General features: G+C 66.7%; 15 protein-coding genes, 1 other RNA gene and 5 pseudogenes. 10 read left to right on the plus strand and 11 right to left on the minus strand.

The features are described 5' to 3' along the window. Nucleotides 1-219 precede the first annotated feature (219 nt). Nucleotides 220-1,326, plus strand: coding sequence for a hypothetical protein (locus H295_RS0134965; protein ID WP_020140011.1), 1,107 nt, complete (start codon nucleotides 220-222; stop codon nucleotides 1,324-1,326). Nucleotides 1,327-1,343: 17 nt separating this feature from the next. On the opposite strand, the gene H295_RS0134970 is transcribed toward H295_RS0134965, so the two are convergent. Continuing rightward, a complete protein-coding gene (locus H295_RS0134970) occupies nucleotides 1,344-1,754 on the minus strand; it encodes an ATP-binding protein (protein ID WP_020140012.1) in 411 nt (136 codons plus the stop codon). On the opposite strand from H295_RS0134970, the pseudogene H295_RS48800 reads away from it, so the two are divergent. The 3 genes and pseudogenes from H295_RS48800 to H295_RS0134980 all read left to right on the plus strand — a co-directional run. After that, nucleotides 1,689-2,168, plus strand: a pseudogene (locus H295_RS48800) (helix-turn-helix transcriptional regulator); the annotation flags it as partial. The gene H295_RS0134970 and the pseudogene H295_RS48800 sit on opposite strands and share 66 nt — an antisense overlap. A gap of 54 nt (nucleotides 2,169-2,222) precedes the next feature. Then, complete coding sequence (locus H295_RS0134975) at nucleotides 2,223-2,774, plus strand: DUF5753 domain-containing protein (RefSeq protein WP_420706284.1); 552 nt, start codon at nucleotides 2,223-2,225, stop codon at nucleotides 2,772-2,774. Then, nucleotides 2,771-2,962, plus strand: a complete 192-nt coding sequence (locus H295_RS0134980; RefSeq protein ID WP_020140014.1) for a DUF397 domain-containing protein — start codon at nucleotides 2,771-2,773, stop codon at nucleotides 2,960-2,962. Before H295_RS0134975 ends, H295_RS0134980 begins: the two co-directional genes overlap by 4 nt. A 65-nt stretch (nucleotides 2,963-3,027) precedes the next feature. Here H295_RS0134980 and pglX read toward each other — a convergent pair whose 3' ends face one another. Then, the gene (gene pglX / locus H295_RS0134985; RefSeq protein WP_051135665.1) at nucleotides 3,028-6,801 is read right to left on the minus strand and encodes a BREX-2 system adenine-specific DNA-methyltransferase PglX; all 3,774 of its coding nucleotides are present in this window, start codon (nucleotides 6,799-6,801) and stop codon (nucleotides 3,028-3,030) included. A gap of 245 nt (nucleotides 6,802-7,046) precedes the next feature. Here pglX and H295_RS0134990 point away from each other — a divergent pair, with 245 nt between their 5' ends. Genes H295_RS0134990 through H295_RS0135000 form a run of 3 tightly spaced genes read left to right on the plus strand, consistent with a single transcriptional unit; the run spans nucleotide 7,047 to nucleotide 10,388 of the window. After that, complete coding sequence (locus H295_RS0134990; RefSeq protein ID WP_020140016.1) at nucleotides 7,047-7,514, plus strand: hypothetical protein; 468 nt, start codon at nucleotides 7,047-7,049, stop codon at nucleotides 7,512-7,514. Nucleotides 7,515-7,566: 52 nt separating this feature from the next. Beyond that, nucleotides 7,567-8,919 carry a KGGVGR-motif variant AAA ATPase gene (locus H295_RS0134995; protein ID WP_020140017.1) on the plus strand — a complete coding sequence of 451 codons (1,353 nt, stop codon included), beginning with the start codon at nucleotides 7,567-7,569 and terminating at the stop codon, nucleotides 8,917-8,919. Then, complete coding sequence (locus H295_RS0135000; RefSeq protein WP_020140018.1) at nucleotides 8,916-10,388, plus strand: hypothetical protein; 1,473 nt, start codon at nucleotides 8,916-8,918, stop codon at nucleotides 10,386-10,388. Before H295_RS0134995 ends, H295_RS0135000 begins: the two co-directional genes overlap by 4 nt. A gap of 45 nt (nucleotides 10,389-10,433) precedes the next feature. Here the strand turns inward: H295_RS0135000 and pglW are convergent, their stop codons facing one another. Together pglW and H295_RS44090 are read right to left on the minus strand one after the other, a co-directional pair. Continuing rightward, nucleotides 10,434-14,822 (minus strand): BREX system serine/threonine kinase PglW, encoded by a 4,389-nt coding sequence (gene pglW / locus H295_RS0135005; protein ID WP_020140019.1) that lies wholly within the window; start codon nucleotides 14,820-14,822, stop codon nucleotides 10,434-10,436. A 257-nt stretch (nucleotides 14,823-15,079) separates the two neighbouring features. Next, nucleotides 15,080-15,741 (minus strand): annotated as a pseudogene (locus H295_RS44090) (transposase family protein); the annotation flags it as partial. 163 nt (nucleotides 15,742-15,904) lie between these two features. Here H295_RS44090 and H295_RS0135015 point away from each other — a divergent pair. Together H295_RS0135015 and H295_RS44095 are read left to right on the plus strand one after the other, a co-directional pair. Beyond that, nucleotides 15,905-16,297 (plus strand): DUF6221 family protein, encoded by a 393-nt coding sequence (locus H295_RS0135015; RefSeq protein WP_020140020.1) that lies wholly within the window; start codon nucleotides 15,905-15,907, stop codon nucleotides 16,295-16,297. A 198-nt stretch (nucleotides 16,298-16,495) separates the two neighbouring features. Further along, nucleotides 16,496-16,776, plus strand: a pseudogene (locus tag H295_RS44095) (transposase family protein); the annotation flags it as partial. A 143-nt stretch (nucleotides 16,777-16,919) separates the two neighbouring features. Here the strand turns inward: H295_RS44095 and H295_RS46070 are convergent. Further along, nucleotides 16,920-18,770, minus strand: coding sequence for a DUF2075 domain-containing protein (locus H295_RS46070; RefSeq protein WP_234021750.1), 1,851 nt, complete (start codon nucleotides 18,768-18,770; stop codon nucleotides 16,920-16,922). Between the two features lie 102 nt (nucleotides 18,771-18,872). Then, a complete protein-coding gene (locus H295_RS0135035; protein ID WP_020140024.1) occupies nucleotides 18,873-19,889 on the minus strand; it encodes a protein NO VEIN domain-containing protein in 1,017 nt (338 codons plus the stop codon). A gap of 523 nt (nucleotides 19,890-20,412) precedes the next feature. On the opposite strand from H295_RS0135035, the pseudogene H295_RS48805 reads away from it, so the two are divergent. Continuing rightward, a pseudogene (locus H295_RS48805) lies at nucleotides 20,413-20,550 on the plus strand (IS30 family transposase); the annotation flags it as partial. 350 nt (nucleotides 20,551-20,900) lie between these two features. On the opposite strand, the gene rnpB reads toward H295_RS48805, so the two are convergent. The 5 genes and pseudogenes from rnpB to H295_RS0135055 form a co-directional block, all read right to left on the minus strand. After that, nucleotides 20,901-21,318, minus strand: an RNA gene (rnpB, locus tag H295_RS44855) — RNase P RNA component class A. Nucleotides 21,319-21,460: 142 nt separating this feature from the next. Continuing rightward, a pseudogene (locus tag H295_RS48810) lies at nucleotides 21,461-22,243 on the minus strand (DMT family transporter); the annotation flags it as partial. Between the two features lie 19 nt (nucleotides 22,244-22,262). After that, nucleotides 22,263-23,096: a helix-turn-helix domain-containing protein gene (locus H295_RS0135045; protein ID WP_020140026.1), complete on the minus strand. Its 834-nt coding sequence runs from the start codon at nucleotides 23,094-23,096 to the stop codon at nucleotides 22,263-22,265. 20 nt (nucleotides 23,097-23,116) lie between these two features. Further along, entirely contained in the window at nucleotides 23,117-23,677 is a 561-nt protein-coding gene (locus tag H295_RS0135050; RefSeq protein WP_020140027.1) for a TetR/AcrR family transcriptional regulator, read from the minus strand. Further along, entirely contained in the window at nucleotides 23,670-24,086 is a 417-nt protein-coding gene (locus H295_RS0135055; RefSeq protein WP_020140028.1) for a DUF4260 family protein, read from the minus strand. The genes H295_RS0135050 and H295_RS0135055 overlap by 8 nt, the downstream gene beginning before the upstream one ends. Between the last annotated feature and the right edge of the window lie 44 nt (nucleotides 24,087-24,130).

A 24,130-nucleotide genomic window follows, 5' to 3' on the forward strand; every position in this document is an offset into this window, starting at 1 on the left:
TTCCGTGACGCGAGTGTCACGTTGAGCGACTCATGCGGGCGAAATCGTCGCGGAGCGCAACAGATGAGCACCTCACTGTGACATTCGCCTGGCTGTGGCCCTGTTGACGGCCTGGCCGAGAACCGCTTACGCCCACATGTGACCGTCTTGCGCTCCTTTTCGACGGGCTCCGACACTCATGACCAGCGGGACGTGTTTCATGACCGTGAGGGGGACCCCATGGGGGGCGACGGGATCGAGGGCTTACTGCGCGACCGGTTACTGATCATGGTGAACGACAGGTCGGCGATCGGCCTGCTGCCGCACATCGACGGAAACGCCGGCGGCCTGCTTCTCACCGGTGTCGACGCGGCGTCGCGGTGCCGGAACATACGCAACAGCTACCCGGACACGGTCGTGGCCGTCGACTACGGCGGCCACGAGCACCGGGTCGCGACCGCCGACCGGCCCTTCGGCTATCAGGCGGCCGACGGCTGGCACTCGCTGGACTTCTCCGGCCTGGAGGAGGTCCTGAACGGCCAACTGGCCAACAAGGCAGCGTTCGTGGTGACCCCGACCTGCTTCATACCTCCGGACGAGGACGGCGACGCCCGCGTCCTGCGTGCGGTGATCACCCAGGCCAACCGGCTGCAGCGGACAGACACGGTCGTCCTGCTGCCGTGCAGCTACCGCTGGCTGCGGGACGAGTCGCTGCTGCACCTGGTGGAGGCGGTACGAGCCAGTCGACATCCCGTGGCGCTGATCATGCAGCACCACAAAGACCCGTTGGAACGCGTGGGCGTGGCCGAAGGCCTGCGCGTGCTGTGCCGGTCGTGCTCGCGTCTGCTCCTGTGGCGCACGGACCTGGCGGCTTTCGACGCGCTGGCGCACGGGGCGCTGGGCACGGCGGTGGGGGTCACCGCCATGCTCCGCCACGGCACAGACCCGCGCCGCAAGGGCCGGGGCTGGCGGCCGTATCCGGTGGTGCTCGTGCGTGAGCTGCTGAAGTACCACCGGGTGGAGATGCTCCAGAACTGGTTCACGCGCGTGGATCCGTGGACGTGCGGATGCGCGGTGTGCGAGGGCGCCGAGTTGTCGCGATTCAGCGAGAGCAACGCCGATGTGCGGGAGTCTCAGCGGCACAACACGTGTGAGTTGTACGCGCTGCACGACGAGTTGATCTCGGCTGATGCGGGCCGGGACCGGCTGGAGTGTTGGCGGCAGATCGTCGACGACGCGGTCGCCCGGCATCACCTGCTGACCTCCGATCTCGGAGAGGAGGTCGCGCATCCTCCGGTGCTGCACTACTGGCAGCGGGCGAGCCCGCCGGCGGTTCCGATGCCGTGAAAGTTAATGGTGGTGGCTCAGCTTCGGCGGAGGTCGATCTCGACCCAGACGATCTTGCCGGGCCCGGGGCGGTCGGTGACACCCCAACGGGAGGCGAGGGCGTCGACGATGACGAGGCCACGGCCGTGGTCGTGGTCGGCCGTCATGTCTGTGGTCGTCGGCGATGCGGCGACAGGGCTGCGGTCGCCTCGGGCGTCGGCGACCTCGATGCGGAGCGCGTCCGTGCGGTGCTCAAGGCGGAGGGCGAAGTCGCGGCCCAGTACGCGTGCGTGGAGTACGGCGTTGGAGGCCAGCTCGGCAACGACGAGGGCGACGGTGTCGGAGAGGGCCGAGCCGAACGGGATGCCCCAGGCGTCGAGTTGATGCGTGGCGAGGTGGCGGGCGAGGCGGGCGCCGCGCCGGGTGGCGCTGAGCTGCCGGTAGAACATACGTACAGTGACGGCTGGTTGGGCCTGAGGTGCGGTCATGCGGTCCAGCGTTGCGGGAGGGAGAGCGCCTCAACAGGCACGACACTGGTACAGCCGCGGCTGGGTGGGTTCACTGAGTGGACAGGGTGGGTGACGCCCCGTAATCATGGATGGCTCGATGTCCCGGTGGGGTACGTGGGAGGTGGGCCGGGCGTGTTGAACGGCGTCGCGAGCAGTGAACCGGAAGTGTCGGACGGCCTCAAGAGCTTCGGCGCGGTCCTGAAGGCGTTGCGAGAGGAAGCGGGCCTGACGCAGGAGGAATTCGCACCACTGGTGCGGTACTCGGTGCATGCAGTGGCCAAGCTGGAGCAGGGTAAACGGTTCCCGTCGGTGAGGTTCATCGAGCGGGCTGGGGCGGTGCTTGAGGCGCCGAGGGTGCTCAAGGCGGCGCGGCATTTGACGCGGAGGCAGGGGCTGGCGTCGTGGTTCATGCAATGGGCGGGGATCGAGGAGGAGGCGATCTCGCTCTATGCGTATGAGTGCCGGGCCATTCCTGGGTTGTTGCAGCCAGAGGCCTACATCCGAGCGATCTTTGATCGGAGGTTGCCGCCGGTCACCGAGGAGCAACTGGAACGTGAGACTGCGGCCCGGCTTGAGCGACAGCAGCTCCTGACGCAGAAGCCGAACACGGCCTTCAGCTTCGTCATCGAACAGGCGCTGTTGGAACGGCGGGTGGGGGGAGCGGGAGTAACGAGTGCCCTCATCGACCATCTCCTAGAGGTCGGGAAGCTACGCAACGTGGAGATCCAGCTCATGCCCCTCCGACAGGAGGACCACGTGGGCGTTGACGGCCAGATGTACCTGGCAGAGACTCCCGACAACCAGTGGATCGGCTACACCGAGGGTCAGCGTTCGAGCACTCTGATCACGGCATCGAAGGACGTGAGCGTCCTGCTCCAGCGCTATGGCAAGCTGCGTGCGCAGGCCCTCGATTGCAGGGCCACGGTGAGCCTGCTGGAACACATGCGAGGAGCGCTATGACCACCACCGAAGCGGCGTGGTTCAAGAGCAGCTACAGCGGTAGCGAGGGGGACAACTGCGTCGAGGTCGCTGACTGCCCTGAGGCCGTCCGTGTGCGGGACTCCAAGGACAAGGAGGGCGGACAGCTCGCCCTCTCCCGCACTACATGGTCGACCTTCGTCGCGTACGCGGCAGACGCCCCAGTCTGACACCCGCCAAACGCCCGTGGGCCTGCCAGAGCCTTGACTCCGTCAGCCCCACTGCCACGTTCCACCTACTCGACGTCGAGGGCGGGCTGTTCCGGGGCGCTCGCCTTCTTCGAGGCGGCAGCCTTACGTCCCCGCGCCCGCTTCACTGGCCGCCAGGCCTTGAGATCAGCCGCGCTGAGCCGATGCTTGCCTAGCTGCTCGTCGAGGAAGGCATCGCAGTCTTCGGCCGGCACGGACTCCCACTCTGCGTCGTACTCACCGTGCCACTGCCGCACCCAAGGCATGACCTCGTGCAGCCCGGCAAGCAACGGGGTTAGCCGCTCGGTGTCCCAACCGCTCTGCTCCGTACGGTCCTCGATGAGGTTGATGAGCGCCTGAGCCTGGTCCTTGCGATCCCACCCGGCCCACCCGAGCAGCATGGTCGGGTCGGCATCGGGCCCGGCCTCCAGGTAGGAGATGAACCGCTCTTTGGGTACGTCGAGCTTGCCGCGATTGGACCAGTAGGAGGTCTTGAGGAAGTCGGCGGACGCGTACTTGGGCGGTACGGGGATGTTGAGCTGCCGCCCGGTCCGGTCCTCCTCCCGCTGCTGCTCCCAGACCTCTTCCCACTGCTCACGTTTGCGCAGGCCGGGGTCTTTGTAACGCATGGCGGCGAGGTACGGCACGTGTTCGTCGGCGACGACATCGGCGAGCACTTGCCCGAGGGGAAGGTCAGGCTTGTTGAGGTGATCGGAAGCGTATAGCGCGGCGACGGAGTTGAAGTCAGCATCGGAACTCAACGCATCCGCAAGCTGGTTGACCGTGAGCGTACGAGGCTGCTTCACACCCTCGCGCAGGCTGAACCACAGCGCGGGATCCTCACACCGGTCGAGCAACCAGGTGCGAAGGGCAGCCTTCTCCTTCTTCTCCCAGGGCTCGACGGACCAACGCCGCTTACACTCGGGCCGCTCGATGAGCGCGATATCCTTGCGCCGCTCGATGATGTCGATACGGGCCTGCACGATGTCCCGATACCACTCGGGCCAGTGCCGTGGAATCTCGGTGACGGGCGTCGACCCGTGCCGCTCGAACCAGGCGGTGTCGACCTCACCGCTCGCCCGCTTGCGAGCCAGCACAATCTCGAACGCCCGCTCCCCAAGGCACACTTCGGGAATAGTGTCCGGATGGGGCGAGAGTGCGGCCGTCCGTGCCACGTCAACCTCGGACAGTAGCCCGTAGAGTCCGTAGACCTGCCAGTCCAACTCTTCTTGCAGCCCGATCATGAGCTGCCGGAGACCGGTATATTCGGCGAGAGCGTCGTTCAGGACGGCACGATTCGGCAGCCCCACCTGACAAGTTGCAAGCGGCTCAAACTTGGCCAATTTCTGGGCCAGGGCGTCCATTAGATGCCCCATAGCGAGAGGCATCCGATACGGCAACGGAAATTCGCTAACGCGAGTCCCGTTGTACTGATAGAAGCGCTCCCACTCCTGAGACTTAAAGCCCTCGTTGATTCCCTGGCCGCCCTTGTTGTGACAAGTCTGCTTCAGCCAGAAGCACGCCGTCGATGAGTTGAGTACTCCAAGGAGTTCAAGATGCTCCTCCTCTGTCACCTCCTCCGGCAATTTGATCACTGGCGCCGTACGGTTGAACACTCTTCCCCCTCGATCTAGAACGAAGTGGTTGTGTGTCGCCACATCAGCAAAGGTGATCGCCAATGGCGTTCGGAACTTACTTCGCGTCAAACGTCCAAATTCAGACCACTTAAGGCCACCCTGAACCTTGGTCTGCTGACCGAAGAGAATATTATTAGAAATAGTTGTACGGAAAGGCCACATATAGCGAAGCAGCGAAGGATCGTCCTCCACAACCACTGCTTCAAGCTCTTCCGTGTAGGGAAATACTACATAGTCAAGCTCACCGACTGCCCAATCTCGAACCGCATCACCCGTAACCATCGGCCTCGACCTATCGGCACGGATGTCATGGCGGTTTGCACTGCGCTCAGGCAGCAAGTACATGCTGTCTTCTAGCGTAAAGCTCGTAATGCCAAGCGATTCAACTCGCGCTGCTAGTTTCATCTGCGCAGCGCCCTCAATACGCTCCAACAAAACGCCTGCTCCGCCACCGCTGAGGGACCATGGATGTGAAGCAAAGCTGTGTGCAGGCGCATCCTCAACCGACACCCACTCCGACTCGCTCCCTGGCTTGCCCACCTGTCCGACAATCGCCCGCCAGACAGACGCCTCCGCTGCATTTTCGGGCTGCGAAGGCTCCCCTTGGACACCGAGCACTGCCCGCACAGTCCGCTCAGGATTCGGCACTCGGTTGCGCCCAACCAGGATCACGGTCGGGGTCCCATGCCCAGGAATGAAGGCCCCTGACGTGTCAATCACATGAGACAGTTCCGCCTTCTCGCGGAAGACCACCTCAATGAGCTTCTTTCCGAACTCCCGCTTCATGAAGGAGTTCGTAGTGATCTGCCCCACGAAACCACCGCCGCCCTTCCTGCCGCCCGCGCCCTTGAGAGCTAGCTCAAAGAACCTCTGCGCAAACGGTGCAGACAAGGCGTACTTTCCGGCGCAAGAATCCTTGTATGCGGCCCGATAGTTCTCGTTCTCTTGCTTGTCTTTAACCGTGATATACGGCGGATTCCCCACTACCACGTGATACGACCCCCGCCCCAGCAGGTCAACATTCCGGGCGAACTCCCCCACATCCTCCGTAGAGTAAACAAAGGCCCCCTCGCCCCCAGAGTCGCCTCCCTCCATCTCCGCAAACAACGTACCCAAATCCGTCTGAATACCCGCCGCATCCCGCCCATGCAGCAACGAGTCCCCCACGGCCACATTGATGGGAAACACCGGCGCATCCGCCAACCGCTCAGCACCCGCAGCCCTCATAGCCGCAACCAGCAACCGGAACCGAGCGATACTCACCGCAAACGGATTCTTGTCGCACCCATGAACGGACTCCAGAGCCCTCCGCACCACCACCCACTCATCCGCACCGGGCTCCAGCTCTCGCCACTTCTCCACGAGCCGCTCGAAGATGCCCAGCAGGAAGTGCCCGGACCCACACGCGGGGTCGATCGTCCGCAGCCCCCGCCGCTCCGCGCCCCCCGACCCCTCCACCACAGGATCCAGCCCGAACTCCGCAACGGCCGGCTCCAGCGTCAGATCGAGAATGAACTCCTCAACGAACTCAGGCGTCTGCAACAGCGCGTACGTCTTCCGCGCATGGTCACTCAGGTCCTGATAAAGGTCACCGAGGAACCGCGTATCCCACTCCAGATACGAGAAGTCGTAAACGATCCGCCCGTCCGCATCCCACCGCCGCCAGAACCGCAACAACTCCGTCGCGGCCTCATAGCTCGGCATCAACTCCCAGAGCGGATTGTGCGCCCGGTCGAACAGACCGGCCACCGTGTCATGGGCCCCCGCAAGATGCTCGAACGCCGCAATCAACCAGTCCCGGTCGTTGTGATCGGGATACTCCCGGAAGTACGCCTCATGCCGCTCTTCCGCCTCAACCAACCGCTCCCCGGGCCCAGCGATGAACGGCGCCTCAATCAGCCTGTGATCCTCACAGAACCGTACGAAGACACAGGCCAGCACCCAAGCCACCGCAGCCTGAGTCACCCGCTCGTCCCGCCACGCGCCATACGTCGCCGCCGTACGCTGCGCCTCCCGGGCCCGCCGGTACTCGGACTCCAGCCGCACGCGGTACTCGTCCTCTGACTCACTACGCGCACGCAGATCGTCCTCCAGGACAACGACCTGCCGCCGCAGATCCTTCAGCAGCGCCGCCTGGTCCAGCCCCGCCCGCGCTTCCTGGCCCGTGACCGTCACTCTTCGCATCCCTCTCGCAGCACCACGTCACCCACCGCACATCGCCATACGGTTTCGCATCCCAATCCTGCCAGGACCGTCGACTGAAGCAGATCCCGCAGGAGTCATCGCAAAGTACTCTCATCTGCCATGATCACGCCGCTAAGGTGATCACCGTGACGGCTCAGACACCTCCTCCGGTCCCGGCGGCCTCCACCACACCCGCGTCCCCGGCACCCGCGCCGACACCCGCACCCGCCCACCCACACTCTTTCTTGGAAGCGGGCCACTGCCACTACAACGCGGCAACGCAGCTCGCCAAGTCATCGCAGCACTTCGGCCCCGCTGACCATCTGGCTGGTATCGCCGCCGAGTGCGCCATCAAGGCGATGCTCCTCGACTTCTTCGGTTCCGTACAGGACACCCCGGACGGGATTCCGTACAGCCCGACGATCAGGAACAACCCAGCGGCGCCGAGCAACACCCAGATCCAGAGGGCGCGGAAGGCCTCCGAGCACGGTCACCTGCCGCACGTATGGGAGCAACTCCTCCTTCTCGCCCACGGCCACCGTGGCGCCACCGTCCTCGCGCAGGTTTCCCAGCAGAACCCCTTCCGGGAATCCGCGGACGAGTGGAACGTGGCGCACCGCTACCGTGACAGCGGCCAGATATCCGAGCAGCGCGTGAAACGTCACCTCGCCGCCGCCCGTACCGTTATCGCCGCCTACCAACAGGCGAAGTAGCCCAACTAGAAGTAGAAGACGCAGCCGAAGTGGAAAAGCAGGCGCCCACCCCATGAACCCCACCCGATTCGACGCCGCGTGGACCGCTGCCCTGGGCCACGCCCACCGAGCCGCCGAAACCGGCAGGGACACCGTCCTCGTACGCGACCTGTTCGGACGCGCGTCGCTCCTCCTCGACGACGAGGACGAGCCGATGTCAGCCGAGGAACTGGCGTCGCTCGCGGAGGAGTTCCGGCACGACACCCAGGCCTTCGCAGGCGCCCAACCCGTCCAGGCCGCGTCCACGATGTTCGCACCCGAGATGTTCTTCGCCTCGTCCGAACTCATCGTGCAGGACAAGGGCGAGCCGGGAAGCCGCGGCCGGGTCGCCGTGCTCGAACGGACCGTCGTGGGCGCCGACTGGGCCCGGGAGACCGCACCGGGCGCTTCGCCGCAGCCCGAGGTGCGAGAGCGACGCGTCGCCTTGTACGGGTTTAAGGGCGGCGTCGGGCGCTCCACCGCCACGGCCGTCCTCGCCCGACACTTCGCCGAAAAGGGCCACTGCGTCCTCGTCGTCGACCTCGACCTGGAGTCCCCGGGAGTCTCCTCGCTCCTGCACAGCTTCGACGAACTGCCCGAGCATGGCATCGTCGACCACCTGGTCGAAGCGGGCGTCGGCAACGCCGAAGGGCTGGAACTCGTCACCCAGAGCTCTTTCTTCGTGCCCTCCCAGGGCAATGGCGAGATCTGGCTGGCGCCCGCCGGAGGCCGCCCCCGCGAGGACTACGACTACCTCGCGAAGCTGAACCGCATCTACAGCGACCTACCGCCCGCGGAACCGGGCGGCGCACCCAAGCCGTTCTGCGTACGGCTGGAGGAGGCCATCGCCGCCTGCGAGGCGCAGGTGGCCGGGATCTCGCGGCAGCCGGACGTGGTCCTGCTCGACAGCCGCGCCGGCATTCACGACATCGCCGCCGTCACCCTCACCCAGCTCAGCGGGCTCTCCCTGCTCTTCGCGGTCGACAACCCGTCCACCTGGTACGGCTACGGCATGCTCCTCTCCCAGTGGAAGCAGCACCCGGACCGAGCCGTCGACCTGCGCGAGCGCCTCCGTATCGTGGCCGCCATGTTCCGGTCCGCCGGGGACATACAGCGCCTGCACAAGCTCCGCGACAACGCCCAGAAGATGTTCGCCGACACGCTCTACGACGACGCGGAGGGTGCGGACCTGGAGGCGTACCACCCGGCCCTGGAGGACGACCAGGCCCCGCACACGCCCATCCCGATCCTCTTCAGCCACGACCTGATCGGCCTCGACCCGCTCCAGGACCGCGACTGGCCCGAACTGCCCTTCGTGGAGGCCGCGTACAAGTGGTTCCTCAAAGAGGTCGAACAACTCGTCTTCCCGAGCGAGGAGCTGTCATGACGGACGCGCTGTCCACCGACGAGTACCGGACACTGCTCGCCACCGCCCCCGGCAGCGCCTTCGACGCCGACACCGTGAGCCCCGACGTCACACGGCTGTTCACTCCGTCGAGCCACCGGCGCGCGCTGGACCCCGACGTGACAGTGGTGCGCGGCGCACGCGGTTCCGGTAAGACCGTGTGGACCAAGGTTCTGAGCGACGACCGGATGCGCGAGATCGCGGCGGCCTCGTACATGATGCCCCGGCTGGAACGGATGACGGTCGCCACGGGTCACGCGAAGGGCGGCGAGCCCAACTTGCACCACCCCAGCAAGAACGTCATCATCAGGCTGCTGGCGGATCCCCGAGTCACACCTCAGCACCTCTGGTCCGCCGTCGTCCTGACGGGACTCCAGGCCCCTGAGATCCTGCGCATCGAAGGCTGGGACAAGCGCGTCCGCTGGGTCGCCGACCACATGGAGTCCTACGAACGCGCCCTGTGGACGATCGACCAGGAGGCCCGCAAGAGCGGCCGTACCCGCCTGTTGATCTTCGACGCCCTGGAGCACCTCCACAACGACCGACAGCTCGTCGACCGCCTGGTGTCCAGCCTCTTCGAGGTGGCACTCGACCTCCGCATGAGCACCAGCGCGATCCGGGCGAAGATCTTCGTCCGTCCGGACATGTACGAAAGCGCCCCCAAGCACTTCCCCGACGCCTCGAAACTCGGTGCCAACGCGACCGACCTGACCTGGACCACGGAGAACCTGTACGGCCTGCTCTACCACCAGCTCGGCAATCACCCGAGTCCCGAGGCGGAGAAGTTCCGGGCGTGGACCGGCAGTTGGAACAGGGAGGGCGAAGGCCGGTTCATCGCCCCCGTCGACGTCATCGCCACTCCGCAACGCCAGCACGAGCTGTTCGTCACGATGGCCGGCCAGTACATGGGCACGAGCCACCGCCGCGGCTACACGTACACCTGGCTTCCCAACCACCTTCAGGACGGCCGGGGCCAGGTGAGCCCGCGCACCCTGCTCCAGGCCGTCTCCACTGCGGCGACAATCACTCGGGACCGGCATCCCACGCACGAGCACGCCCTCCACTACGACGCCATCCGGGCATCCGTGAGCACCGCTTCCCAGATCCGCGTGGACGAGATCACGGAGGACATCCGCTGGGCCGCGGTCGCCGTCGAACAACTGCGGGGTGGCCAGGTGCCGATGCAGCCGTCCGTGGTCCTCGCCTACTGGCGGGACGCCTCCCTCTCCGGGAAACTGCGCGAGGTCCTGGCGAACGGCTCGCAAGGCAGCGGCCCCGAGGACGTCGACAACCACCGTGAGCTGATCGACGAGTTGGAAAGGCTCGGCGTGATGACACGGCGCGCGGCAGGCGCCAGCGACCTGCGCGACTACGCGGTCGACATCCCCGACGTCTACCGCCTGGCCTTCGGAATCGGCCGCAAGGGCGGCGTTTCCAGGCGCGCCCACTGACGACCGGCCGGGCCGCGCCCTCCGCCCTTGGCGGTGGGCGCGGGTCTAGGCGGCCGCCGCAGCCACCGCTGCCAGGAACTCGCCGTCGAGGTACGCCCGTTCCCCGTCCCCGCCGATCACCTCGACCGTCCGCCCGTCCAGATGCGGGACCTGCGTCCGCGTGTCCACGGGGCAGAGCAGCCACAGCCCGTGCGGGTCGTCGGCCGGTCGGCGGGCCGCCGTCTGCAGCCGGACCAGGAGGTCGTGGCCGCCCTCGTCCCAGTACCGGGCGAGCAGTCCCGCGTCATGCAGGAAGAGGACCTTACGCGGCGCCGCGGCCCGCTCCAGCAGGACGGCCTCCAGGCGCACCCACACCGCGCGTACGAACGAAGCCAGGCCTCGTTTGATCTGCCCCGGCGCGGAGCCCGCGTCGGCGCGCAGGACCTTCTCCCAGTCCTGCCCCTTCTCCGCCGCCAGCGCACGGAACTCGGCGAGGAACTCCCGCCCCAGGTCGACACGTTCGACGGGGAACGCCGCGGCCACCGCCTCGGCGGCACCCGGCAGTCGGCTGCCCTTCACCGTCAGCGCGAGGAATCCACCACGCTGCACGCTGGACGCGAGCCTGGCACGTGTGGCGGCATGCGGATCGCCGTCCACCTCCGCGACCGCCGGAACGCCGCGCCCGGGTGACAGGTAGCTGGTGCCCGTCCCGGTGGACGTCCACTGGCCGACCGCCTCCAGGGCCGGCGGGAAGAACCGCTCCAGCTTGGTGTCGTACCGAAGCTCGAAGCGCGCCTCCCTGAGGGGATCCTCCAGCTCTACGTACGTCGGCTCCCGCTCTCCGGAGAGCGCGTCCAGCACCGGGAAGCGAGCACGCAGCCTCGCCAGCAGCTCGGCGACGGTGATGCCACGATCCCGTCGTACCCCCGCCCCCGCCTGCGAGATCCGCAGGGCTCGGTCCAGGCTGAGGTCACGGGGATAGAGCTCAAGACGGGGACTGACCTCGGTCCCAACGGCTACAGCAGCTGCGAGGGCTACCAGCCGGGTGTCCGCCAGCGGGGCGAAGCCCTCCGGGGCGGGCACCGCACGCAGGTCGCGGACCACAGCGGCCCGTCCCGGCAGCGGCTCCTGACGCGCCAGACGCTCCGCCTCCGTCCCCAACTCGGCCGCATAGTCGGCCAGTTCGCGGGGGCTGGGGTCGTCTGTTCCGGGGAGCGATTCCCCCGCGATCAGTACGGTGTCGCCTCGCCGGTGCACGGCCAGCCGCGGCTCGTGCTGCTCCGCGCCCTCGCCGTCCCACAACTCGGCCTCAGTGGCGGCCCGTACAACGGCCAGCGCCCTCGCGAGCGTACGTTGAGGCGTGTCGTCGCCCGCGCCGTGCCGGACACGCAGTTCAGCGGCGGCCTCCTGGGCGGTCATGACTCGCCCGGCTGCCGTCACGATGTCGACGAGTTCGTCGCGCACCCGCCCCAGCCAGTCCGCTTCGGCCCACTGCTTGATCTCGATACGGTGATGACGGGAGACCGGCGGCTGCTTGATCTTGAGATGGTCGGCGATGCGTGCCTGGACCGGCCAGGGGCCCAACGGCGACAGCCCGCCCTCCTCGGGCGGCAGGCCCAGCGTGAGCCGGACCACGGGCGCACGGTGGGAACCCTTGCGACCGGTCTCAGGGGTGAGCCTGGCGGCCATGTCGTCTATCGACAGGACCAGCGGCCCGTCCGGATCGGAGTCGCCGTCCGCGCGCACTGGCGGCACAGCCGGGCGGGCGTCGGCCCCGGCGGGCTGCCGCAGCGCGACCGCCCACTGCTTGCGGCGCCGGTTGAGTTCCTTGCGTACGAGCGCACCGGCGCCCCGCGCCTTCGAGATCGCGTACGGCTGGACGTTGAGCAGCTCCCCCACCTTGGTGGCGCCCAGCCCATGCGCGACGGACACAGCCCGGGGCGACAGGCCCGCGGCCTCCAGCAGAGTCTCGGCGTCCGCGGCCTCCGCGGCGGCGTCGCGTGCCTCCTCGGCGTCCTCGGCCTGAGTACCGACCGTGGCGGGAGTGGTGGCCGGTTTGGTCGCGTCGGCCGCCCGGAACACCTCGCGCCACTCGTCGTGCATCTGCCGCAGCGTGTCGAAGCGGTGCTCGGTGTCGCGGTGCAGCGCACGTCGGAAGAAGGACGTGAGGCCGTCGCTGAGGGCAGGCTCGAACAGCTCTGACGCGACGTACAGTTCGGCGGACTCGTTGGTGAGCGGGTCAACCTGCCCGTCGCCCCACATGGGGCGCTCGCCGCCGGCCATCTCGTGCAGGGTGACGGCCGCGGCGTACCGCTCGGCGTGGTCGTCGTAGTACGGCCGCCGCAGGGAGCCGAGGAACGGGTCGAGGTAGCCGCGTGTGCCCGCCTTGATGTCACGCTCGGAGGCGTCGGCGAGGGAGAAGTCGAACAGCTTCAGACGCCAGATCCGGTCCTTGCTGTGGTGGATGCCGAAGTTGTCGGGCTTCAGGTCGCGGTGCAGGACTCCGTTGGCGGCCAGCTGGTCCATCGCCCTGAACAGGTCGTCGCCGAAGCGTTCCAGCTCGTGGTAGGTCAGCTTGCCCTTGCCGCGCAGCCGGGCGCCCAGGGACTGCTCACCGGCGTACTCGAGCTGCAGGACGGTCCGTCCAGCGATCTCGCGCAGTCCCTCGCCCCGCAGCTGCACGATCGCGCCGCCGCCGACGTCCTTGAGAACGCCTGCCTCGGCACGCAGCCGTTCCGCCTTCTGCTCGTCCAGGGCGACTTTGAAGACCCACTCGTCGATCTGTACGCCGCCGTCTTCGTCCTCGACCGCACGCTCCACGAGAAGGGCGCGGGCCGTGGCGCCGGTGCCGAGGACGCGGCGTACGGACCATTCCGCGTCGAGCGACTGGCCGGGCAGTGCCTCCAGTGGATCGACGCCGACGGCAGTGGGCGCCTCGGGCAGCACACTGGCGCGCTCTGCCCTGTCCAGCAGGTCGAGGAACTCTTCGGCTGAGCCGAGGCGTTCGTTGACGTCGGAGCGGGTCGCCTTGAAGACCAACTCGTCGAGCGCGTCCGAGAAGCCGTCGGCGACGGCGTACAGATGCAGGCCCGAGTCGGTGCGCAGGCGCTCGCTCAGGGCACTTCGCTGGGTGGCGGGAGGCTGGCCGGTGAGGATCAGATACGCGACGGCACCGAGCCCGAACATGTCCAGGTCGGCCGGATCGGCGTACGGCTGGTCGGTCTCGGGGGCGAGATAGAGGCGGGCTGCGTCCTCGATCAGAGCTGCGTCGAGCGCGGAACCGCCGATGGACCGGAAGAAGGTGGCGTTACTGTCGAAGTCTCGGGCCGCTGTCTGCCAGTCCGTGATGCGCAGTTCGGGGCGCGTCCCGTCGGAGCGGAAGGAAACGTAGACGGAACTGGCCGCCAGAGCCCGGTGGTAGAGGGCGCGATTGTGCGCGTAACGGACCGCTTCGGCGAGCTGCCGCACGAGATCGAGGCGGATCTCGGGGGTGAGCTTGCCGCCGTAGGTGGCCAGATACTGGTCGAGGCGGAGGTCCGTGTGCTTGTGCCGGAAGAGGATCGCCGGCCCGCCCTGGTGCTCCCGGATCTCGACGGCCTCGACGATCCCGCGGTGTGTGATGCCCTGCAGTACCTGGTACTCACGGCGGGCCGCGCGATCGGTCGACTTCTTCGCCGCCTCGGTGGCCATGTGGCCGACCAGGTAAATGCGGACGCGGCCCTCTTCCTGGACAAGTCCGTCGTCGCGCGTCGCCAGGCGGTCCTCCCAGGACTGCCCGCGGTCCAGTGGATGCGGCTGCAGTTTCCAGGCGTCGCCGAAACGGAGGTGAGCCGTGGACTGCTGCACGCCGATGGCCTTCAGCAGACGCGGCAGAGTGTCCCGGGAGAAGTCGGGCGTGATACGGCGGTCGGGGCGGTCCGGCGGCAGCCCGAGGAAGTCCTGCCAGATGCGCTTCAGACCGGTGGGGCGGTCGTCGCGCCCGTAGACCTTGACTCTCTGGACATCGTCAAGGTGGCTCTCGAGGTCCGGAGCCGAGAGGAAGATCGCCGGTTCCACGCGTGGCACGGAGCGCTCGGGGATGCCCAACTTGCGCGCCGCCCACAGGAGTCTGCTCTTGAGGTCCTTCGACTTGGCGTCGTTGAAGTGGAGGGGGTTGTTAATCGTCCTGGTGCGGTCGGAACCTCGGAAGGTCCAGGTGGATCCGTTGTTCTCCAGCCGCCCTGGGTGGCTCTTGATCTCGACCAGGTACAAGCCCGCGGGCACCGCGATCAGCAGGTCGCACTCGTTGATACGGCCCGACTGCGCGGTGAAGGAGAACGTGGCCCAGGCCCGATACGGCTCGGCGGCCGGCATCAGGCGGCGTACGTGGTCGAGAGCGTCCTGCTCCCAGGGGTACGGGGAGGGCCGGTCCTGGAACCACTGCTGCGCTGGACGCGGTGGTCCGGGCTTGGGCACCGGACGCGATCCTGCTGCCGTCACCGTCCGACCTCCGCTGTCCGCTTCTCGCCTTGTTCACGGCGAAATCCCCTGGTCGACCTTACCGTGCCCCACTGACAGGCCGGATCCGTGTTTTGTTTCCCGGCTCGGTCACGGCGAGGGCAGTGGGATGCTGCTGGGCGGGAATGACGTCCGTCGGCAGGGACGCCGTCTCGGAACAGCTCCGCCGCCGACAGGGCCGCCGCCCGTCCGACACCACGACCCGGCCCCGTCTACTTCGGTCGTGCCATGCCGCGTTCGACGGGCGCTCGTACCTGGGTGGCGGCGCGGTTGAGGGTGCACTGGGTGGGGGCGAGTTCACCGCCGGGTGGGCGTCTGAGGCCGGTGGTGACCCGGGGGCCGGCGCCCGTGAGGGCACGGTCAGCGAGGATCGGGCCGCGTTGTCGCTCGCAGATCCGGACGATGCGGTGGCTGCGGGTTGGGGGCTGCGGTCAGGTCGTGGGTGCGGCCCGGTAGTGCGGGCGAGATCCACAGCACCTCACCGGCGGGATCCGTGACGACCTGCACGTTCACGCCGTGCCCACGGTGCTTCGCCGAGTAGCCACCCCGGCTGTCGCCGGCCGGTCACACTCGACGAGGGTCACGTCCAACAGAACGAAGTCCAGATCCCGCTCACGCAGTACCTTCAGCAGACCCGGAGCCCGGTCGGCGGGCAGTTCGACGACGGCCGTGACGTAGGCGTGCGCGGTACTGACGGATATGCCGAAGCCTGCCGCCGCGATGCGGGAGAGAGTGTCATGACGGCGCAGGTACACGAGAGCGACGAGCGCACGCTGGTGCAGCGGGAGTTTGCGGTGTCGGTCACCCTCGTAGGTGACGAGGAGCTCGTGACCCACTCACCCAGGCCATAGGGAACCAATGAGGCTCCCGCACCGATGGGTTGAGACTTCGAACACCTCCCTCAACGGCACAGGACCCACGTGCGTTGTGGCCCCTATACCACCTCACCCGCGTCACGCAGTGGCCCACGCTGAAAAAGCTCACGGACTGACCGGTCTGGTGGATGATGGCCTCTCAACGCCGACTACGGGGGTAATGCGATGAGAGATGACGAATTCGCGGCCATGATGCAGTTCCTCTGGGCCCGTCTTCACGAGGACGAAACTGCGGCTCGCGCGATGAAGCCCAGCAAGAACCAGGATGTGGCAAATTTGCAGGCCCGGGTCCTCGCCGACGTCGAGGCGAAGCGCCGGCTCATGGACTGGGTGGAGGAGTTTCCGCGGAGGGTGGAGGACAACGAGGAGCGCGTCCTCTGGAAGAGGGCGGCCAAGAAGTTGTGCGCCGGACTCTCGCGGGACTTCCGTAGCCCTGTGATCCACGCACTCGTTGCGGCGTACGACGGCCATCGCGACTTCCACCCTGCGTGGCGGCTGGTCGAGGTCGAGGATGAGTACGAGGCACGTGAGGGCACTCCGATGGCTCGCACTGTGTGACCCGCAGGAGACCGAGGGCCCGTGACGATTCGTAGCGCCATGAGCCCGAGGTAGCGCCAGGAGGGGCTGGAACGGCACGCGTTGACGAGACCCCGACGGTCTCGACGCGACGTCAGGGGTTTCCAGCAGGACATGAAGAAGGCCTGGGGCTACGGCCTGGGGGAACGAGGAGACGGTCCAGATGCTTGCCCTGGATGCAAGATCGTCCGGATCTGCGAGCGACAAGGCGTCCCGATCCTTGCTCACCGTGCCCACCGGGCGCCGGCCCCCGGGTCACCACCGGCCTCAGACGCCCACCCGCCGGTGAACTCGCCCCCACCCAGCGCACCCTCAACCGCGCCGTCACCCAGGCACAAACGCCCGTCGAACGCGGCATGGCACGACTGAAGTCCTGGCAGATCTTCCGCAGATCCCGCATCGGCCCCAACCGCATGACCGTCATCACCAAGGCCGTCCTCACCTTGGAGAGGCAACGCTGAAAACGCTCGCCGAGAACCGTTTGTCCTCGAACGGCAGAAACCCTCACGCTTGCCACGTACTGGACCGCGCAGGTAGGCGTCGCCCGGCTCCTTGGGGGCACCGGCGAATCAAGTGGAAGGCGAAGGTCACCCACTCATGGGCCCTACTTTATCCCAGTCGGGACCAGGCTAGCCAGCATGGCCTGAGTCTCAGGATCGGTTGAGTAGAGTACGGTACCGACCATCCCCCGCGTGAGCAGCACTTTGTAGGTATTTCGAATAAGGCGACCGAAGGCTCCTGGCTCCGCCTTTTTCACGGCGCGGTCCTTGCTCTCTCCAGGAACAGCCAGCCATTCATTTCCGCGCCACACCAAGTCGGGACCGAAGATCATTCCGTTCCAGGCGTACTCAAATCCTTGGGCCGTGTAAATGCACCCGATCTGCCCGAATCCTGACGGATCAGTGGCCCACAGCGAGGAAACGGGTGCCCCTCCTACAGGTTGCTCACCTCTGAGGTTCCAGGGCCTGCGCCATTCCCCAATAGCCACGTCGTCCACGAGGCTGCCGTCAATCCGCGGATCGCTCCACCGCCAGCAGAATCCTGCCGTCATGCGAGAGGTGTAGCCCGATTCCTGTCGGCCGCGCAGGTAGCTCTCCAGACCTTGGGGCGATTCAGCGACGAGCAACTCGAAATCTTCCTCGGGCTGCCACTGAATCGGACCACCGGGCTCAAGGCCGAGGAGACGGAGGACCCAATGTTCGTAGGCACGGCTCCCGCCGCACCGGAACTGGTTGTTGAGATCGACATGGCGAACAATGCACCCGCGCGCCTGAGCAGCCTCGTCGATGGTCTCGACACTTCCCATCTCCCCGGGTCTCACGACCTGATGCTCGTCGATCAGGAAGACGGGGACCCTGGCTGCGTCGATGAGTTCCTCTACTTGGCTTCGACCGCTCCGATGCCCGGCGTACGCGCCCTGCCTCGACGATCGCCGGCGAATGCGGTGGGCTTCATCGCAGATCAAGACGTCCGGCCCGTTCCGTTCAGCATTTGTGAAATCGAAGAAATAACGGAAGAGCTTTGGAATTCGGCCGTTCTTAGTGCCGACGACATGCCGAAGAGTGGTAGTGAAGGACTTTGACCCGGTGGCGTGGACAACACTTCGCCCGTTCCTCCCGAGGTGTCCCATCAGGTGCAGCGCAATAATGCTCTTACCCGAACCAGGACCTCCGGATATCACTATGACTTCCTTTTGATCCGACTGTCGCGACAGGTCTGCCGCCCGCTTCACCAAACGCGCTGCCACCTCTTGCTCATCCATCAGGAGGAACTCACCGCCGTCGATTATCTCGGCAGCAGCGGCACGCATTAGTTGACGACCGGGGGCACGAGGGCTATCTAGGAGATAATCAGCCTCTACCGAACCATCCAAGGCAGAAAGGCGAGTCTGCAGGTACTTAATAAGTTCTCCGCGGGATGTGTCCGTAAAGAGTTGCGTCTTCGCGTCGGGCACCCTTAACAATTCACTGACATCTTGATCTGCCGCGTAGTGCAGATAGGCCACGCCCGCGACGGAATCCTCCTGATCATTCAGTACATTGGTGAAATCCTGCAGGTAGTCGCAGTAGCGGCGCACTTGGGCCACAGGATGTAGAGCCGGCCGATTACCCATTTTCGCTACTAGACATAAATTGTCTGCGCCAGGAACGAGGCGCGCTTCGCTCCACTGCTTAAGTTCGACGATGACGTAGGACGGTCTGCCCGTCGCGGGGTGGGAACCAGCAAGGATAACGTCTGCGCGAAGGCTGGTCAGGGGCAATCGGTGCTCTATCAGCACCTCGACGTCATCAAGCCCTGCATCGCACAGAACCTCTGCCAGGGCCGGGATGCTGTTCTCCCACGAGCGGCGTTCACTGGGCGACGGGCTCTCGAAGAGCACGGAGCGGTACTTCTGGGCGAGCCGCTTAGAGAGGGCTCCGTCACTGCACTGATCGAACAGTGCGCGTGCGGACATGCGAAGAAGAGGCACGGAAGGTCTCCGTAGGGGCAGTGGACTCGAAGGCAAGGGGGCTAGCGGGGGCTTGCTCCCGGAACCTCTGAAGGTGCATCTGGGCAGTCAGGCGAGCGGTAGGCGGTACTCGAAGCTCCTGGGCCTCAGGTCCTCCTCAGCCGGCGTCCAGTCATGGAGGTGCGACACCCTGCCGCCACTCGCTGTGTAGGTGTCGGTCAGCAAATCCACCTTGATGTCACTGACCACGAATAGGTCCACGATGTTCTGCGGGTCTCGGGCATGCTCAACCTCATTGATCGTCAGGTCGACGCTCGTGGCCGCTCCCGTTGTGCCCTTCACCTCTACGCGACGCTCTTCCGTGTCACGGGTGCAGTGGAGGTCGTACGGCTTGCCAAGGCGTTCGACCGTCCAGCCCTCCCTCTCGTAGTGAGCGACTGCCAGGTCCTCCGCGTACAGTTCGATGGCCTTGCGCTTCTTGGGGTCGGAGACGAAGCCCGCTCCATTGGAGAACCGCTTCGGTGGCTTGGGCGGCTTCACCTGCTCCGCGGTGAAGCCGGGCGTGCGGTTCAGAGCCACCGCCTGCTCTTCCAACCAGTTGGTTGGAATCCCAGCCGCATCGAACAACGGCTGCGGATCCATGTCGACGAGCATGCCTATGCCTCGTTGAGTCCCCGAAACACGTATGGCGTCACTGGCGGTCGTTCCGAGCGGCCCGCGCTCATCGAGACGGACGTCGTGGAGCACAGCCAAGGGCTCGATGCCGAAGCGCACCGGGTACTTGATGGCGTTCTCGGCTTCCTCATCCGGCCAGTGAGGGGCCTCTGCCTGGTAGAAGTTCTCACGTACTTCGAACAGGTACAGAGTGATCTTCTTGGTACTCCATACGTCGAGTTGTACGCGCGGGCCCACTCCCGTGGCCAGCACGGCGAAGCGTGGGCGCGCGAACCGGTACTCGGGCCTCCATACAGGGAACCCCCACGACCGAGTTTCGATCCCGTACTGCAGGTTGCGCTGGTTTCCGGTCGATTGGCCTACGTGAACCATCACGAACGAGGCTGTCCGCGAGAGACCGTCGAGGGGAGCAGGATCGTAGTCCTTGCGGCTGTCCGCGTGCCTCGCCAAGTGCCTTCCTCCGTGACCGCCTACCTCTGCGCCGATCCCAAACGATCGACTGAGCCCATGACCATGCCACATGGCAGTCAGATTTTCATACAACTAAAGCCCACGGTTGGCGAGTTGGCGGCACAAATCAGACACTGGACGGGAGGACATCTCAGTGCTCTACCCGGACCTGCTCAAGGCGGGCCGGTCAACAAGCTGGCGTCCCGCGCCCACGCACGCGCCAAGTGGCTCAGCCCCCGAAGACGGACCACGCCTATCTGCCGGGCAGCGTTAGGAGTGTCCTGCTGACGAGACGCCGTTGTCGCCAGCGACGAAGGTCCTTCGCAGACTCATCGCTAGACCAGCAGCGACTGAAGCACTTCTCGCGGCCCGCGGTCACGATCAGCAAAGATCCGGCCGAGGCTGCTGACCGGGCCGAAGACCGGGCCGCTGAACGGAGAGAAAGGCTCTGCCATCGGGATACCGGTTGAACGCAGCATCCGCTTCGGCTCGCTCATTCATTGCCCACGCACACCGCCGCCAGCTGAAGCGGTCTCTGACGTGGGATCAGGACTCTGGGATGGCCGCGTACTACGACTTCACCGTCGCTACCAATGTCCCGGTCTGCTCTGGCGACCCGGCCAGCGCGGGCTCCAACGAGAACACGAACGGCCTGCTGCGCACTTCCCCAGGGTGCCGGCCTGTCCACTCATGCCCCGTGAGGAACTCAACGCCTCGCCATCGAACCGAACCGTCACCCACTCAAGACGTTCGGCTGAGAAACCCCAGCCGAGCCTGTGTCTACTGCTCGCTGACTGACCCAGCCGCTACGTGTTATGCGGTCACTGGAACTCCAGCCCCCCTCGGACTCGGTGCCGGTAACTCATCGAACCCGCCGCCCAGCACCGCACCCCGTGCACAACGCGTGCACACTTGCTCGGAACTCCAGGGAACTCGCAGCTAGAAGCGGAAGCGCATGAAAATGATAACGAACCCTGACCATGCCATAAGGCCAGGTCAGAGCCCTGCTGGCAGACGAGTCGGGCTGTACGCCGGGTTCTGTTCCGAGGGGGTCTCGCGAACCCCTCGGCGACGGCCATCCATCTAGGGCCTACGTTGCCGTAGGCCTCGTGCGGTCTACCCACGGACTTGGGCGGGCAGCCCTCAAACGTCCGCGCAGGAGCCCTTTCCTATCCTTGGAAGGAACTCCCTTTTGACCTTGCTCCGGGTGGGGTTTACCTAGCTGCCCAGGTCGCCCTGGGCACTGGTGGTCTCTTACACCGCCGTTTCACCCTTACCCAGCGCCGAAACGCCGGGCGGTTTGTTTTCTGTGGCACTTTCCCGCGGGTCACCCCGGGTGGCCGTTAGCCATCACCCTGCCCTGTGGAGCCCGGACGTTCCTCGGGGAGTCCTCCAAGAGGGGATTCCACGCGGCCGTCCGCCCGGCTCGTCTGCCGTGGGGACCATGCTACCGGGGACACCGGGGACTCAGTGCAGGACGGTTCGGCGGTCACCCGCACCGGGCCCGCCGTGGCCAACACCGAGCCCGCCAGGATCAGCGCGAAGGCCACACCCACGCCCACCGTCAGGGGCTCGGAGAGGAACAGCACCCCCGCCACCACCGCCACCGCCGGGTTGACGTACGTGATCACCGTCGCCCTCGTCGGGCCGATCTCCTTGATCAGTTCCAGGAACGCGACGAACGCCACCGCCGTGCAGATCACTCCCAGGCCGGCCAGTGCGACCAGGACGGAGGTAGAAGGAAGAGAAGAAGGCCACGTCAGCGCCGCCCCCGGCGCGTACACCAGCGCCGCAAGCGCCAGGCACGGGGCCGTCAATTGCAGCGACGGGATGTCCTTCAACCAGCGTGCCGCGATCAGCGGGGCCGTCGCATAGCCCACCACCGTCACCAGGACCTCCGCCATCGACTTCGCGTCGCCCCCGGTGAGGTGCGGGACGGTCAGGACTCCCACCCCCGCCAGTCCCAGCGCCAGGCCCATCACCCTCCGCGCGCCCAGCCTCTCCGTGTCTCCGAAGAAGCGGGCCAGCAGCACGCCGACTATCGGTACGCCCGCTATCAGCAGGCCCGCCGTCGAGCTGGACAGGTGGCGTTCCGCGTCCGTCAGCGTGTACCAGGGGCCCATGATCTCGATGACCGCGAAGGCCAGCATCGGCAGCCAGTGCGACCGTACGACATTCAGAAGGCCGCCCTGCCTGATCGCGAACGGCAGCAGGAGCAGCGCGCCCAGGGCGCAGCGTACGAACACCACCATCGCTGCCGACAGCGGGGCGTCCACCGCCACCTTGATCATCAGGTAGGGGATGCCCCACACCACTCCCATCAGGGAGAACAGGAACCAGCCGCGTGCACTCATACGGCCATCGTCGGCGTCCTCAGCGGCTCGCGTCTTGAACGCTGTTGCGGTACGCCGCCGGGGTCACCCCCAGCACGCGCCGGAACCAGCGTGTCAGGTGCGCCTGGTCCGCGAAGCCCACCGCTCCCGCGACCTCGGCCGGCCGGAGGCCCGACTCCAGCAGGCACCGCGCTCTGCCGACCCGGTACTGGGCCAGCCATGCGTACGGCGGCACCCCCATCGTCGTACGGAACGCCCTGAGGAGCTGGTAGCGGGACAGGCCCAGGTCCGCCGCCAGGTCGGCCAGGGACGGGGGTGACAGCAGTTCGTCGGCCAGGCGGTCGCGGACCACGCGCGCCACCGCCGCCGCGCCCGGGATCGCGCAGGTCTCCACGCGTGCCGTGGAGTGGCGGCAGGCCAGGGCCGTCAGGAGCCAGGGGAGGCGGGACTCGGCCTCCAACGGGTCTGGGCAGACGCTCAGTTCGGAGTGGGCCGAGAGGATGGCCGCGGCCAGGTCCGGGTCGTCCAGCAGGGGGTTCCGGAAGTGCGGGAGGGACTCGTCGAGAGAGCCGTCCGCGAGGAGGGTGGGTGCTGCGTAGAGGGCTCGGTAGGCGTAGCCGTCAGTCGTGTTTCCCGGGCCGCCCGTGTGCATCTCCCCCGGGGCCAGGACGACGATCGAGCCGGGGCCCGTGCGGATGTGGCCGCCGCGGTAGTCGATGATCTCCGAGCCGCCGACGCAGACGCCGATCGTGTACTCGTCGTGGGCGTGCGGGGCGTAGATGTGCTTGTCGAAGCGGGCCGTCAGGAGGTCAAGGGGCGGGCCGCAGCGGCCCAGCCTGGTTCTCGTCCACAGGGCCTGTTCCCGTGCGCTCATCCCCACACCCCCGACCGTCGCTACTGCGGGTGCAACGTCAGAAGGCCCCGCTTCCATGCCGCGTCCAGGTCCGCGTCCTCCGGAAACCTGCCGTGGATCTCCAGGATCACCATGCCGTGGGCGAAGGCCCAGACCGAGCGGGCCAGGTCCAGGTCGCCGTCGCAGGCCCGCATCAGCGGCATCGCGGCCCGGTCCTCCAGGCCCGGCGGGAGCGCGGGGCGCGGGAGGGGGCGTTCGGTGCTGAGGCAGTAGAGGTGGGGGTGGTTCAGGGCGTACGCCCGGTAGGCCTCGGCCAGGGCCGGGAGGGAGCCGGGCGCTCGCCGCTCCGCCGCCTCCAGAGCCTCCGCCGACTCCTCCAGCATCTGCGCGATGAGCTCGACCTCCACGGCCTGCTTGTCCGGGAAGTGCTTGTAGAGGGAGGGCGCCTTGATGCCGAGGCGGTCGGCCAGGGCCCGCAGGGTGAGCGCGGTGGGGCCGGACTCCTCCAGCAGTTCGCGTGCGGCGGTCGCGATCTGCCGGGCGCGGGGGGTGAGACGGTCGCGCTGCCCCTGCGTCGCGCTCCCCGGTTCGCCGTCAGCCACGCTGGAACCCCTCCTTCGTCCGCAGCCCGTACCCGAAGGCGCGATCGTACGAGATGTGGGCGAGCCAGCCGCACAGGGCCGCGAACGCCGGGGGCCAGGCCACGGGGCCGAACGTGTACGCCACCATCAGCGCCAAGGGGACCACCGCCCGGTGCAGCGCGTTGTAGTACGGCACCGCGCGGGGCGGCAGCTGCCCCTTCTCCATGCCGGGTGCCTCGTCGAGGGCCACCAGGAACGTCAGGTCCGGGAGGACGAAGAAGGCGAGGGCGAGGGTGCCCGCGAGCCAGCCGTGGTTGACGGCCTCCAGGACCGCGAACGCGGACCAGAACAACGCCCCGGCGAACCAGGCCGTACGGCGGACGACGGTGAGGGTACGGCGGGTTCGGGCGGGGGTGGCGACCGTGCTCATGATGACCTCCGGCAGCTCGGCTAACGTCGTTAGCCAGAACCGTA

The organism is Streptomyces sp. 351MFTsu5.1 (assembly GCF_000383655.1).
Taxonomy (GTDB): Bacteria; Actinomycetota; Actinomycetes; order Streptomycetales; family Streptomycetaceae; genus Streptomyces; species Streptomyces griseorubiginosus.

What these genes read in the sequence shown, in the direction of transcription:
- pglX (WP_051135665.1), bottom strand. Translation starts at nt 6,801, where the DNA reads ATGCGAAGAGTGACGGTCACGGGCCAGGAAGCGCGGGCGGGGCTGGAC.
- H295_RS0134975 (WP_420706284.1), top strand. Translation starts at nt 2,223, where the DNA reads ATGCAATGGGCGGGGATCGAGGAGGAGGCGATCTCGCTCTATGCGTAT.
- H295_RS0134965 (WP_020140011.1), top strand. Translation starts at nt 220, where the DNA reads ATGGGGGGCGACGGGATCGAGGGCTTACTGCGCGACCGGTTACTGATC.
- H295_RS0135015 (WP_020140020.1), top strand. Translation starts at nt 15,905, where the DNA reads ATGAGAGATGACGAATTCGCGGCCATGATGCAGTTCCTCTGGGCCCGT.
- H295_RS0134995 (WP_020140017.1), top strand. Translation starts at nt 7,567, where the DNA reads ATGAACCCCACCCGATTCGACGCCGCGTGGACCGCTGCCCTGGGCCAC.
- H295_RS0135055 (WP_020140028.1), bottom strand. Translation starts at nt 24,086, where the DNA reads ATGAGCACGGTCGCCACCCCCGCCCGAACCCGCCGTACCCTCACCGTC.
- H295_RS0134980 (WP_020140014.1), top strand. Translation starts at nt 2,771, where the DNA reads ATGACCACCACCGAAGCGGCGTGGTTCAAGAGCAGCTACAGCGGTAGC.
- H295_RS0134970 (WP_020140012.1), bottom strand. Translation starts at nt 1,754, where the DNA reads ATGTTCTACCGGCAGCTCAGCGCCACCCGGCGCGGCGCCCGCCTCGCC.
- H295_RS46070 (WP_234021750.1), bottom strand. Translation starts at nt 18,770, where the DNA reads ATGTCCGCACGCGCACTGTTCGATCAGTGCAGTGACGGAGCCCTCTCT.
- H295_RS0135000 (WP_020140018.1), top strand. Translation starts at nt 8,916, where the DNA reads ATGACGGACGCGCTGTCCACCGACGAGTACCGGACACTGCTCGCCACC.
- H295_RS0135045 (WP_020140026.1), bottom strand. Translation starts at nt 23,096, where the DNA reads ATGAGCGCACGGGAACAGGCCCTGTGGACGAGAACCAGGCTGGGCCGC.